The following is a 12,867-nucleotide window of genomic DNA, read 5'->3' on the forward strand; positions in this document are numbered from 1 at the left end:
ACCGGCCGGCACCCGGCGCCTCAGTACCCTGCCGCTCCTCCGCACGGGGGAACCCGGTCCCGCCGAGCCGGTACCACAGGCGGAAGCGGTGGCCCATCTGCCCGCCCCGCCCGCTGCCCGCCGCCCTGATCCGCCTGCCATACCTCAGGGGTATGGGTGGTGATCGAATTCGTCATTGATCCCCGTGCAGGGCACGACATCTAATCGCAGGGAGCGGATGTCATCCGAATCAATCCGGAATGCCGAATGAGATGGGGTACGTGAAATGGGTCAGCTCGACGGCAAGGTCGCGGTCGTCACAGGTGGCAGCAAGGGTATCGGCCTCGCCGCCGCGCGGCGCTTCGCCGAGGAAGGCGCCCACGTCTACCTCACTGCCCGCAACAAGGAGGAGCTCGACGCGGCCGTGGCCTCCATGGGACCGGCGGCCACCGGCGTGGCCGGCGACGTCACGAACCTTGACGATCTCGACACGCTTTTCGCCACGGTCGGCAACGACGGCCGTCGCATCGACGTGCTGTTCGCGAACGCCGGCGGCGGCGGGTTCGTGCCCCTGGAGGCGGTCACCGAGGAGCACTTCGACCAGGTCGTCGGGCTCAACATGCGCGGCACGCTGTTCACGGTGCAGAAAGCCCTGCCTCTGCTGAACGACGGCGCGTCGGTCATTCTCGCGTCCTCCATTGCCGCCAGCTCCGCCATCGCCGGACTGGGTGTCTACGCCGCCGCCAAGGCGGCGATCGTCTCCTTCACCCGCACCTGGGCCAGTGAACTCAAGGGCCGCGGTATTCGCGTCAACGCACTGGCCCCTGGTTCCACCGACACCCCTGGTGTGGACGAGGCCGCTCCCGAAGGCGTCAGCCACGAGGACTTCAAGGGCATGCTGGCCGGTTCGGTCCCGCTGGGTCGCGTCGCGCGGCCTGAAGAGCAGGCCTCCGCCGCGCTGTTCCTCGCTTCCGGACAGAGCAGCTACGTGACCGGCGTCGAGCTGCTCGTCGACGGCGGGCTCGTCCGGGCCGCCTGATCCGGGCAAACCGGCCGGCGCCCTCACCCGCGCGGCGTGAGGGCGCTCTTGTCCGGCGTGGTGGTCACCGGGCGCGTGCAGCCGACCTCCGGGGGCTTGGCCATGCGCGTGCGGATGTAGAGGACGTCGCCGATGAACAGGTCGTAGACGAGGACCCCGATGACGCCGCCGACGAGGGGACCGACGATGGGCACCCAGAAGTAGTCGCTGAAGGCGCCGGGCTGCGAGCCCGGCAGGGCGAGTTGCCCCCAGCCCATGGCCCAGGCGAACAGCCGCGGGCCGAGGTCGCGGGCGGGATTGATGGCGTAGCCCGCGTTCGCGCCGAACGACAGCCCGATGGCGGCGACCGCCAGGCCGATGACGACCGGCCCCAGGTAGACCCGGACGGCCGGGTTGCGCAGGTCGATGACGGCCATGATGAAGATGAGCATGAACGCGGCACCGACGATCTGGTCCACGAGCGGGCCCCACATGCTGCCGTGGAAGTACGGCGCGGGAACCGTGCCGAAGATCGAGAAGCTGGCCAGGGTGTGCCCGTCGGTCTTCGGCCCCTTCATCGCCTGGTCCAGGGCGCTGATCGCGTCGTGGTACACCGCGTACACCAGGACGCCCCCCGCGAAGGCGCCGACGAGCTGCGCGAACATGTACGGGACGACCTTGGCCCAGGAGAACCGGCGCCGCACCGCGAAGGCGAGCGTGACCGCCGGATTGAGGTGCGCGCCGCTGACGCCGCCGGCGACGTAGACCCCGAAGGTCACGGCCAGGCCCCAGCCGAGGACCGGCATGACCCAGTCGCCGGCACCGACGAAGCTCGTGGTGGCTCCCGCGGTGCGGCCCGAACCGGGCAGCGCCGCGACCGCCATGGCTGCCACGCCGCATCCGAACGAGACGAGGACGAACATCCCCAGGAACTCGGCGAGGCACTCGCCGAGCAGGCCCTCCCGGCGCCGGATCCGCGCGGGGCTCACCAGGGGCGGGATCTCAACGGCCATCAGGGCTCCCTCGTGACCAGGCGTGCGGGGACGGCAGCCCGCCGATGACCGCCGGGCTCGGCGGAGGTCTAGGCGTCGGCGCCGGCGCGGTACTGGAACCGCGTGACCCAGTGCGGGAGGTCGCGTTCGAGCTCGCCGCGCTGTTGGAGACCGGCCTCGAACAGGTGCTGTGCGACGTGCTGCTGGGCGGGGCGGTTCACCGCGGCCCAGAAGGCGTCCATCTGGTCCTTGAACTCGCCGTCGGGCCGCAGGGTCGCGACGTTGACGAAGTGTTTGATGTCCTTGATCGTCTGCAGGTCGAACGAGGCGATGCGGGACGCCAGTTCGTCGACGAAGCCGTCGAGTTCGGCGTCGGGGAAGGCGCGGTTGAGGTAGCCGTAGCGTTCGGCGAGGTCTCCGTCGAGGTCGAGGCCTCCGAGGAGGATCTCCAGGGTCCGGCCCCGCCCGACCAGTGCGGGCAGGCGCGTGGCGGGTCCTCCGCCGGGGATGGCGCTCATGCCGATCTCGAACTGGCCGACGACGGCCTTCTCCCGGCTGCCGAACCGCATGTCGGCGGCGAGCAGGAACTCGCTGCCCGCACCGCGCGCGATGCCCCTGACGGAGGCGATGGTCGCCATGGGGAGCTTGCTCAGCCGGGTGAGGAGGGCCGTGAAGGGATGTACCTCCTGCGGGTGGGCCAGTACGTGCTCCAGCTCGTCCTTGGCGGAGAGGTCGTAGTGGGCGATCCAGAACTCGGGGTCCGCGCTGTCGAAGACGACGACCGCGACTCCGGCCTCCTCAGCACGGGTGAAGACGGCGTCCAGCTCGCTCGTCATCGTCGCGTCCACGAGGTTGACCGGCGGGTTGTCGAAGGTCACGCGCCAGTACGTGGGCGTGTGCTCGGTCAACGAGAACCGCGTCGGTGAGTCCATGGGCCCGACACTAATGTCCGGTGAGGGAGCGGCAACCCGGTCGCGTCCAGCGGAGGGAAGGGCCCGGTCCCCCAGCCGGCGGGGTCGGGCCGGGCCAACCGCTCGAGCAGCGTCGTGCCGGTGCTCGCGTCCCGCATGCCCTGGTTGTCCCGAAGTCACGGTCAAGGGGCCCGGCCGCCGGGGAGGACGACTTGTCCGGCCCGCCCGCCTCCTCCCCCACCGACGCGGTGCCGGACCAGGTTTTTTACATCGAAACAACGCCAATGGGAATGGACGCGGCCCGACGTTCACCCAACAGATGGTTCTTCCTCAACGTGACGAGCCGCCGCATTCAGTACCTGTGGGTTTCCTTTGGATCATGTTCAGTTTGATAACACAACGCACCGGCTTGCGGGTTCACTCCGCGGGCCGTCGCGGGATGATGGCGACCGGCGTCGCCGCACTCGCGCTCGTTCTGGCGAGCACGTCCACGCCGGCCTCCTCATTCGCCTCCGCCGACGGCGGCACGCCGTGGCTCCCGCAGCAGCTCGACTCCTGGTCGACGATCACCCAGCACACGATGACCAAGCCGGCGCCGGTGACCGACGGGGTCACCTACTCCAGCGGCGCGGTCGACGCGATCGACGGCCGGGTGCCGGTCAACGTCGTGTCCGCGGACACCCGGAGCAAGAACGTGCGGCTCGGTGTCGTGGTCTCGCACGACGCCGTGGTCGACCCGCTGGACGAGACGACCACGTCGATGGCGGTCCGTACCGGAGCCGTGGCCGGCATCAACGGCGGGTACTTCCAGATCAACGCGTCCGGCCAGGCCAACGACGGCGAGATCGTCGGCGGTGAGATCTGGAAGAGCCCGACGTCGAGCCACGAGGGCACGATCTCGGTGCTGCGGAACGGCTCCGTGGCCTACGGGGACCAGGTCTTCAGCGGTTCCGTCGCCGTCGACGGCGGCGCGAGCCGTCCGCTCACCTCGGTGAACCGGCTGGCCGACGCGACCGGCAACGGCATAACGCAGGTCACGCCGCGGCTGGGCGACGTCGCGAAGACCTGGTTCGGCGGCACCAAGGTCATCGCGCTCGGTACCTCCGACGACAAGGGCGCCACGATCCGGATCACGGGCGTGACCACCGGTGACTCGATCGCGGCCGGGCAGTACGGCCTGGTCGGCGGGGACGCGGCCAGCGCGGGCGGCCAGTGGATCCAGCAGAACGTCCATGTCGGCTCGGTCGTGACCACGACGCACCGGATCAGCCCGAACAACGACATCCAGGAGATGATCCAGGGCCCGGGCCGCATCCTCAAGGACGGCGCGGTCTTCCAGGACCCGGTCAACCAGATGCCCAGCGGCCTGCACCCGGAGTCCGTGATCGGCAGCACCGCCGACGGGCACCTGGTCATGGCGACGTTCGACGGCCAGAAGGCCGCGAACGTCGCGCTCGGCGTGGGCTGGCAGCAGGTGGCCTCCTACATGCAGTCGATCGGTGTGCGGGACGCGGTCCTGCTCGACGGCGGCGGCTCGACCGGCATGGCCGTGCGCCGGCCGGGCGACACGCAGGCCACGCTGGCCAACACCCCCTCCGACCTGTCCGAGCGACCGGTCGCCAACGGCCTGTTCGTCTACTCGACCGCGACCGAGGCCGGGCCGGCCAAGAGGGCGTTCATCAACGACGGCGCCGACCTGTCGACGGCCGAGGGCGTCGCCTCGAAGGTGAAGGCGTACGCGACGGACAGCGACGGGAACCCCACCAGCGACCCGGTCTCCGTCACGGTCGAGCCCAGCAGCCTGGGCACGTGGGTGAACGGCGTCTTCAAGGCAGGCTCCGCCGGTTCCGGCACGCTGACCGTGCACTCGGGCCGCAAGACCGACGACATCGATCTGACGGTGGCGCCGGCGTTCGACCGGCTGACCGTCTCCCCCGCACAGCAGGGCCTGGCCAACAACGCCGCGCAGAAGTTCACGGTGCAGGGCACGAACGGCTGGTCCCCCACGGTCACCGTCGCGCCGGAGTCCGTGACCTGGACGCTCGACCGCAGCGACCTGGGCCGGATCGACCCGGCCACCGGGGTGTTCACCGCCGCCGCCACGGGCAGCGGTGAGGTCCGTCTCACCGCCGCGGCCGGCGGCCGCACGGCGACCGCGGTGCTGAGCATCGGCTCGGTCATCACGCCGCTGCTGACGGCCGACAACGCCGCCGAGTGGATGATGCGCGCGGACGGCGGCGCCGTCACGGTGCCCGCCGACCACTTCGCCGAGACCACCGACGTGCCGCCGGGCTCCGGCCAGGCGCGGGCGCTGCAGGTGCAGTACTCGTTCCCGAACGACACCAAGCAGCACCGGGTGCGCGTGGTGCCGAACAACGGCGCCGGCGTGAAGGCCGACAAGAACGAGCTCGGCCAGGTCCCGCAGAGCCTGCGCTTCCAGTTCAAGGTCGAGAGCGCCGCGCCGCAGAAGTCGTGGATGGTCCTCAACGTCTCGGACCCCGAGGGCCACCTGATGGGGCTCTGGCTCGAACTGGCCCCGAGCGACTACAACCGGTGGAACGAGCGGAGCGCGAAGCTGGTCTGGGGTGTCTTCACCTCCTACCCGCTGACCATCCAGGACATCAGCCTGGTGGGCCAGAACGCGACCGGCGCCAACGTCGGCAAGTTCACCTTCGCGGGCATGAAGCTCCAGTACTCGGTCGGCACGCCGACGCAGGCCACGCCCTACCAGGCGATCAACCCCAACAACCCGTCCTGGCTGGAGTACACCGAGGACCCGGCCGACTTCCGTCCCGGCGGGCAGACGTTCATCATCGGTGACGACGGCCACCTGGTGGCGGCCAACCCCGACTCGACGAGCGTCAAGAACATCGCCGGCATGGTCAACCGTACGACCGGCACGCCGTTCCGGACCGCGTCGGGCCAGACCGTCGCACCGCTGCCGGTGCAGGCCCGTCCGGACGTCGCGCTGAGCCTCGGCGACATCGCCGACACCGGCACCAAGGACGACCTCGCCTACGCGAAGGCGCAGTGGGAGAAGTTCGGCCTGCCGCTGTACGACGTGGTCGGCAACCACGAGGTGAGCCAGGGCGCCATCCCGCAGAACACCAACTTCTACGACGTCTTCCAGCAGAACACGCACTTCTCGTTCCAGCAGGGCCGGACGACGTTCATCGGCCTGGACAACTCCAGCGGCTCGATCGCGGTCTCCGACAAGTTCCAGAAGCCCGCGGAGCCGCAGTACCCGTGGCTGGCGCAGCAGTTGGAGAAGGCGACCACCCCGGTGGTGTTCGTCGGTGTGCACATGCCCGCCTACGACCACGCGCCGAACAAGTCCAACCAGTTCTCGAACCGCTGGGAGGCGCAGCAGTACCTCCAGCTGATCCAGGACTACCGGCTGTCCCACCCGAAGCAGCACGTGGTCCTGATGTACGGCCACTCGCGCGGCTTCGCCAACCAGCTCATCGACCCGCTGGGCAACGAGGCGGACGCCAAGCTGGGCATCCCGCAGTTCACGATCGCCGACATCGGCACGCGACCGTACGTGGCGGCCGACAAGGGAGGCCTCTTCCACTTCGCGCTGTTCCACGTCAACGAGGACGGCACGGTCCAGTACTCGGTCGAGGCCATGCTCAAGTCGATGACCATCGACCAGGGCACCGCCGGGCCCGACGCGGCCGCTCCGCGCACCGACACCATGGTGGCTGGTCAGGCGAAGCAGTTCACGGCGACCGCGGTGAACGCCAACGGCAACGACATCAGCGACCCGCCGACGATGCCGGTGGCCGACCCGATGTCCCACGTCTGGACGACCTCCAACAAGAAGGTCGCCAAGATCGACCCGGTGACGGGAGCGCTGACGGCGCTCAAGCCCGGCACCACGACGATCTCGGTGACCGCGGGCGGCATCACGAGCACGCTCAACCTGGTCGTTTCCCAGCCGTAAGGGGCTGACGCCCCGCACCGCACCATGAATGGGGGCGGCCGGCACTCCTCACGGAGCCGCCGGCCGCCCCACTGCGTTTCGGCGTCCCGCGTTTCCCAGTCGAGGCCGCACCGCCGGCCCGGGCCCTGAGACGCCTGTCGCAAGTCATGGCGGATCGCAGGGCAAGTGAGGTGCGGCAGAGCAACACGATCCTGGGGGTAACCCTGTCAGTCCCAGGGTTCGCAGGGTTCTGGCTCGCCCGCGAACCCGGACCCAGTATGGCCGTGTCGGCCTGAGCAGGCACGCCCCGGAGCGTTCCCGACGTCAAAGGCACGCGCCAGGGGCCTGCCGGCAGGTCGGGCACAGGAGACGCGCGACGGCGATCCGATCGCCGTCGGGCCCCCACTACAGGCAAGGCTTCGCACCATGACTCGCATCACCACCCCCTTCGGATTCTCCTCCACGGCCGCCGAGGTCGCGGAAGGTATCGACCTGACCGGTCGGCGCGCCATTGTCACCGGCGCGTCATCGGGTATCGGCATCGAGACGGCGCGCGTCCTGGCGGCCGGCGGTGCCGAGGTCACCCTGGCCGTACGCAACACGGAGGCCGGCGAGAGGATCGCGGCCGGGATCACCGCGTCGACCGGCAACAAGAACGTGAACGTGGGCCGCCTCGACGTGTCCGACCAGGAGTCGGTCGCGGCCTTCGTCTCGTCCTGGAGCGGCCCGCTGCACCTGCTGATCAACAACGCCGGCGTCATGGCCGTCCCGGAGCTCCAGCGCACGCCCGAGGGCTGGGAAATGCAGTTCGCCACCAACCACCTCGGCCACTTCGCCCTGGCAGACGGCCTGCACGGCGCACTCGCCGCCGGCGGCGACGCCCGCGTGGTCGTCGTCAGCTCCCAGGGACACCTCATCTCCCCCGTCGTCTTCGACGACATCAACTACCGCTACCGCGCCTACGACGCGATCGGCGCCTACGGGCAGTCCAAGACGGCGACGGTGCTGTTCGCCGTCGCGGCGAACCAGCGCTGGGCCGCCGACGGCATCACCGCCAACGCCTTGATGCCCGGCGCCATCGCCACCAACCTGCAGAAGCACACCGGCGGTCTGCGGACCCCCGTCGAGCTGCGCAAGACCGTCGAGCAGGGCGCGGCCACCACGATCCTCGTCGCCACCTCGCCCCGGCTGACCGGCATCGGCGGACGCTACTTCGAGGACTGCAACGAGGCCGTCCAGGTGCCCGACGGCAACGGCTGGACCAGCGGCGTCGCCCCCTACGCCCTGGACCTCGACAACGCCGACCGCATCTGGGAGATCTCCCACCGCTTCCTGCACGAGGCCGGCCGCAGCTGAGACAGCACGTTCCGTTCAAGGCCCTCGCCGACTGCGCCGGCGGCGGGTGGGGCAGCGACACACCACCACAGAGAGATCCACGTGACGAACCATCACCCGCAGCCGAACATCGGATGGATCGGCCTGGGCGACCAGGGCGCGCCCATGGCCCGCGCGATCGCCGACTCCGGCTACCCGCTCCAGGTCTGGGCCCGTCGCAGCAACTCGCTCGACGCACTCGACGGTCTGCCCTGCACCGTCCACACCAGCGTCGCCGAACTCGGTGCGGCCAGTGACATCGTCGGGCTGTGCCTGCGTGAGGACTCCGACATCCGGGAGGTCCTCACCGACGGCGGCCTGCTCGCCGGCATGAAGCCCGGCTCTGTCATCGTCAACCACGGCACCGGCCTGCCCCAGTTCGCCGGCGAGATGACCGGCATGGCGGCGGCCAAGGGCATTCACGTCCTGGACGCGCCGGTCAGCGGCGGCAACGCCGGCGCGGTCGCCCGACAGCTGACCACCATGGTCGGCGGCGACGCACAGATCGTCGAACAGTGCCGTCCGGTCTTCGAGACCTTCTCCAGGAAGGTCACCCACATGGGACCCTCAGGCGCCGGTCAGCTGGGCAAGCTCATGAACAACACCCTGCTGATGATGAACCAGCGCAACGTCCAGGACATCCTCGGCCTGGCCCAGGACCTGCACCTGGACATCGCGGCCCTGGTCGACCTCCTGTGCTCCGGCACTGGTTCGAGCTTCGCCCTGCAGGCTCTCGGCGGAGCCGTCACCACCGACAACGCCGAACACCTGACCACACTGCAGCTCATCGACATGGACATCTTCGACGACGCCGTCCGGGCCCTGGGACACAGCGTCCCCGACATCACCGCCCGCGCGGTGGAAGGAGCACGCGGCCTCCCCGGAGCGGCACGCATCGTCGCCGCCTCGACCGGCCCCGCCCCGGCCGCCTCCCACTGACCGCACCGCACGTCGGGCAGACCGTGTGGCGTCCCTCGTCGGCCGCCCGGGCACCCCGGCCCCGACCGGAGCCACGCCCGATCCTCCTGTTCGCGGGTCGACGACGTACCGTGTCATTCATGGGTGGCAAGCAATTCGGCGACTATCTGCGCGCCCGCCGCGAGATCGTCCGGCCCGAGGATGTCGGTCTTCCGTCGGGTGGAAGGCGTCGGGTGCCGGGCCTGCGCCGGGAGGAACTCGCGCTGCTCGCCGGTATCAGCAGTGATTACTACTTGCGACTCGAGCAAGGACGTGACCAGAATCCATCTCCTCACGTTCTGAACGCTCTGGCGCGGGTTTTGCAGCTCGACGGTCCCGCCACCGACTACCTGCACGCGCTGGCCGGCCCCCCGCCGCGAGACCGCAGGCCTGCGGAACCGGATCGCGTCAGTCCCGGAATCCGGCAACTGATCGCGACGTGGTGGGCGGGGACGCCCGTGATCGTCTTCAATCGGTACATGGATGTCCTCGCATCCAATCCATTGGCCATCGCCATGTCTCCGATCTTCCTGCCCGGCGTGAACGTGATCCGCGCCGCGTTCCTCGACCCGGACGTACGGCGCCTCTACCTCGACTGGGACGACATGAGCATCCGCGCCGTGGCCGGCCTCCGCGCATTGGTAGGGACACAGCTGGAAGACGTACGAGTCGTGGAGCTGGTGGACGAACTGTCGACCAAGAGCCCGGAGTTCCAGCGCCTGTGGACCCGCCACGACGTCAGTCCGGAAGGCGCCGGCGTGGCCCGGATGAACCACCCGACCGTGGGTGGGATGACTCTGCAGTACGAGCGGCTCACGGTCGCGGGGACTCACGGTCAGCTCATCGTCGTCTTCCATGCGGAGCCGGGCAGCCCGTCCGCGGAGAAACTCGCCCTGCTCAAGAGTCCCAGCCTGCCCTGAGCCGTCAGGAACGCCATTTGGGCCCGGCCCTCAGGCGGGGAGGGCGGACGGTGAGGGCTCCGCCACAGGGACCCGGTCGGCGAGCCAGTCGAGGATCTTGCCGAAGGCGTACCGCTGCCCGCCCACATGGCAGTGCGCTCCGGCTCCTTCCGCGTCGGTGAGCCGCAGCAGCGTCTTGTCGGGTGCCGTCAGGTGGCCGAACACTTCCTCGGGTTGCCCCTTGAAGAAGAGGTCGTCCTCGGCCTCGCAGATCAGCACGGGGCAGCCGATCCGCTCCGCCACGCCGTCGCGCAGGTTGAAGTCCAGGGTGCGTGCGGCGTACTGGCGTGGTGTTTCGCCGCCCATGACGTACATGCCGTGGGTGATGGCCCAGCGCGCGGTGGGGCTCGAATCGGCGGCCGCGGCGAGTTGCTCGTCGATCTCCGGAGCCTCCGGTGCCCGCAGTGCCGCCCGCACCTTCTCGGGGTCTCCTTCGAGGAAGCGGAGCATCAGCCGGCTGAAGTCGTAGACCCCGTCCACGGCCATGACGGCCTTGATGCGCGGCTCGAACGCGGCAGCGCGGAGGCAGAGTTCGCCACCGAGGCTGACGCCGAGCAGGGCCACCCGGTCGGTGTCCACGTCCGGCAGGCCGGAGAGGTGGTCGAGGACCGGGCCGACGACGTTCTCCCAGTCGGGGCGGAAGAGGAGCCCCTGGTGCTGGCGCGCGCCGGGCTGGCCCGGTCCGTCGAAGGTCAGCACGTGGTACCCGCGCTCCTGGGCGGCGACCGCGCCGAAGAAGTGCATCTCCTCCGCGGTCCCGTCGAAGCCGTTGTGCATGACCACGACCGGCTGCTCGCCCGGGAGCGGGCTGGGATAGAAGTAGCCGTGGAGCGTCGCGCCCTCGAAGGGGATGTCCACGCGTGCGAGGGTGGTCCCACTCAGTTCGGCGAAGTCGTGGAACGCGTCGACGGCCTTGTCGTAGGTCATCAGGATCCGGGGATCCGCGGGATTTCCGTGCAGGAAGAACTCGGCCGTGCGGTAGTAGTTGGAGGCGCGCAGGTAGCTGTCCCGCGCGGTGTTCACGTGTCCCTGGGCACGGGCCTCGTCGGCGAGCGCACGGATGCGTTCCGCCGTGGCGTACCACTCGTCGAACCAACTGTCGTAGGCCCCGGGGCGGATCCGCTCGGCGGTGGCCTCCACTTCTCCGAAGTCGGCACCGCCATAGGCGATGTGCCCGAGCGAACGGAGCGTTTCGAACCAGAAGTTCTCGTCCTGGGCGAAGAGCAGATGGCGCACGACAGCTCCCGGGGTGGCAGCTTCGCCGAGCCCGGATCGATGGGACCCACCACCCGGCGCGGGGATGGCGTATCCAGTCCAGCCTAGTGCCGGGGGCGGCCTTTCGCAGATGCGAAAGGCCGCAGGTCAGCCCGGGTACGGCACCGACGTCAGGCGCCACCGAGCGTGACGGTCAGGGCGTCCGCGTCATCGGCCGTGTGGGAGAACACGACCGTCTCCCCGTTCCGGCTGAGGACCGTGCGGGAGAGGACGGCGACAAAGTTCCCGTTCCTGTCCCGCATGGCGAGGGTGTAGGTGATGGGCGAGGAGGTCTGCGTACGGCCCCGGGTGACCCAGGTCCGCAGGCCCATCGCCGCCAGGTCCTTTTGCAGTTGGGCGGCGTCGGCCGTCCGCGCGGCACCGGCGCGGACGGTGATCCTGACGGCGTCGTCCTGCTCGCGGTCCAGGGTGTAGGCGGCGGTGCTGATGTTGGTGAGCGGGCTGTCGGCCGGTCGGGGGGAGACGCCGCGGGACACCGTGACGCGGGGTGTGCGGTCGGCCGAGACGGTGGTGGACAGCTGGAAGGCGGTGAACGCCCCGACCGCTGCCGCGGCCACGGCGAGGGGCGTCGCGATGCGGACGAGGAGCCGGCGCGGCGTGCTCGCCCCACGGGACAGCCGCAGCCAACTGGTCATCAGGTGTTCCTCGTGCTGGCGACGGCGGCCGGGCGGGAAGTCCCGTTCCGCGGGGGCCGGGAACATCCGGCGCAGTGCCTGGAGGTCGTCGTGGTCCACGTCCCTGTTCATCGCGTCTTCCTCTCGTTCAGCAGGACCACGTCCGCCCGGTCGCCGGCTCCGGCCGCTCTGGCCGGGCCGGTGTTCTTCTCCGCGAGTTTCTCCAGGCGGCGTCGCGCCCGCGACAGCCGGGAACCGACAGTGCCGACGGGCACGCCCAGGGCCTCGGCCGCGCCCTCGTAGTCCAGCCCGCCCCACACGCACAGGGCCAGGACGTCCCTGTCGGCCCGTGACAGGCGGTTGACGACCTCCATGGCCGCGGCGATCCGGTCCTGGTCGTCCAGCCGGCCCACCACCTCGTCGGCGAGATCCGGCACCAGCTGGGTCGCCGGCAGCCGCCTCATCAGCCGCTGATTCCTCCAGGCCACCCGTCGGTGCCGGTGGACGACGCGGGTCGCGACACCCAGCAGCCAGGGCAGCAGGGTCCCGCCGTGCCGGTCCACTTTCGCCCGCGATCGCCATGCCTCGAGGAACACCAGCGACGTGCAGTCGTCCGCCGCCGCCCAGTCGCCCGTCAGACGGAAGCAGTAGTTGTAGACCGAGGTGGCGTGCTCTCGGAACAGCACACCGAAAGCGCCCTCGTCACCCGCCCGTATCCGAGCCCGGAAATCGTCGTCCATACCCATCTCTGCCTCGCCGGACAGCACCCCTTCCCGTGATGTGGCTCACACGCGGTTCGTCCCCGCGAGGCGGTGCGTCGTGGAGCTCACCGTACGTCCGCCCGCTCGGGGCCGGTCACCCCG

General features: G+C 70.0%; 10 protein-coding genes. 5 read left to right on the plus strand and 5 right to left on the minus strand.

Translation table 11 applies throughout. From position 1 onward, the window contains the following. The first annotated feature begins 265 nt into the window (after window positions 1–265). Entirely contained in the window at window positions 266–1,018 is a 753-nt protein-coding gene (locus tag ABZ883_RS32580) for an SDR family oxidoreductase (RefSeq protein WP_360912601.1), read from the plus strand. A 23-nt stretch (window positions 1,019–1,041) separates the two neighbouring features. Here the strand turns inward: ABZ883_RS32580 and ABZ883_RS32585 are convergent, their stop codons facing one another. Together ABZ883_RS32585 and ABZ883_RS32590 are read right to left on the minus strand one after the other, a co-directional pair. Beyond that, complete coding sequence (locus tag ABZ883_RS32585) at window positions 1,042–2,010, minus strand: MIP/aquaporin family protein (protein ID WP_360912603.1); 969 nt, start codon at window positions 2,008–2,010, stop codon at window positions 1,042–1,044. Window positions 2,011–2,078: 68 nt separating this feature from the next. Then, window positions 2,079–2,921, minus strand: coding sequence for an enoyl-CoA hydratase/isomerase family protein (locus tag ABZ883_RS32590; protein WP_360912605.1), 843 nt, complete (start codon window positions 2,919–2,921; stop codon window positions 2,079–2,081). A gap of 418 nt (window positions 2,922–3,339) precedes the next feature. Between ABZ883_RS32590 and ABZ883_RS32595 the strand changes: the two genes are divergently transcribed. The 4 genes from ABZ883_RS32595 (at window position 3,340) to ABZ883_RS32610 (ending at window position 10,076) form a co-directional block, all read left to right on the plus strand. Then, the gene (locus ABZ883_RS32595) at window positions 3,340–6,846 is read left to right on the plus strand and encodes a phosphodiester glycosidase family protein (protein WP_360912607.1); all 3,507 of its coding nucleotides are present in this window, start codon (window positions 3,340–3,342) and stop codon (window positions 6,844–6,846) included. 405 nt (window positions 6,847–7,251) lie between these two features. Then, window positions 7,252–8,181: an SDR family NAD(P)-dependent oxidoreductase gene (locus ABZ883_RS32600; protein ID WP_360912609.1), complete on the plus strand. Its 930-nt coding sequence runs from the start codon at window positions 7,252–7,254 to the stop codon at window positions 8,179–8,181. A gap of 81 nt (window positions 8,182–8,262) precedes the next feature. Then, window positions 8,263–9,138, plus strand: coding sequence for an NAD(P)-dependent oxidoreductase (locus ABZ883_RS32605; RefSeq protein WP_360912611.1), 876 nt, complete (start codon window positions 8,263–8,265; stop codon window positions 9,136–9,138). 119 nt (window positions 9,139–9,257) lie between these two features. Then, the gene (locus ABZ883_RS32610) at window positions 9,258–10,076 is read left to right on the plus strand and encodes a helix-turn-helix transcriptional regulator (RefSeq protein ID WP_360912613.1); all 819 of its coding nucleotides are present in this window, start codon (window positions 9,258–9,260) and stop codon (window positions 10,074–10,076) included. Window positions 10,077–10,106: 30 nt separating this feature from the next. Here ABZ883_RS32610 and ABZ883_RS32615 read toward each other — a convergent pair whose 3' ends face one another. The 3 genes from ABZ883_RS32615 to ABZ883_RS32625 all read right to left on the minus strand — a co-directional run bounded on the left by ABZ883_RS32615 (window position 10,107) and on the right by ABZ883_RS32625 (window position 12,744). Further along, a complete protein-coding gene (locus ABZ883_RS32615; protein WP_360912615.1) occupies window positions 10,107–11,351 on the minus strand; it encodes an alpha/beta fold hydrolase in 1,245 nt (414 codons plus the stop codon). 149 nt (window positions 11,352–11,500) lie between these two features. Continuing rightward, on the minus strand, window positions 11,501–12,136 hold the full coding sequence (locus ABZ883_RS32620) for a hypothetical protein (RefSeq protein ID WP_360912617.1): 636 nt from the start codon (window positions 12,134–12,136) through the stop codon (window positions 11,501–11,503). Then, complete coding sequence (locus ABZ883_RS32625; RefSeq protein WP_360912619.1) at window positions 12,133–12,744, minus strand: RNA polymerase sigma factor; 612 nt, start codon at window positions 12,742–12,744, stop codon at window positions 12,133–12,135. Before ABZ883_RS32625 ends, ABZ883_RS32620 begins: the two co-directional genes overlap by 4 nt. Between the last annotated feature and the right edge of the window lie 123 nt (window positions 12,745–12,867).

Source organism: Streptomyces sp. NPDC046977 (assembly GCF_040644455.1).
Taxonomy (GTDB): Bacteria; Actinomycetota; Actinomycetes; order Streptomycetales; family Streptomycetaceae; genus Actinacidiphila.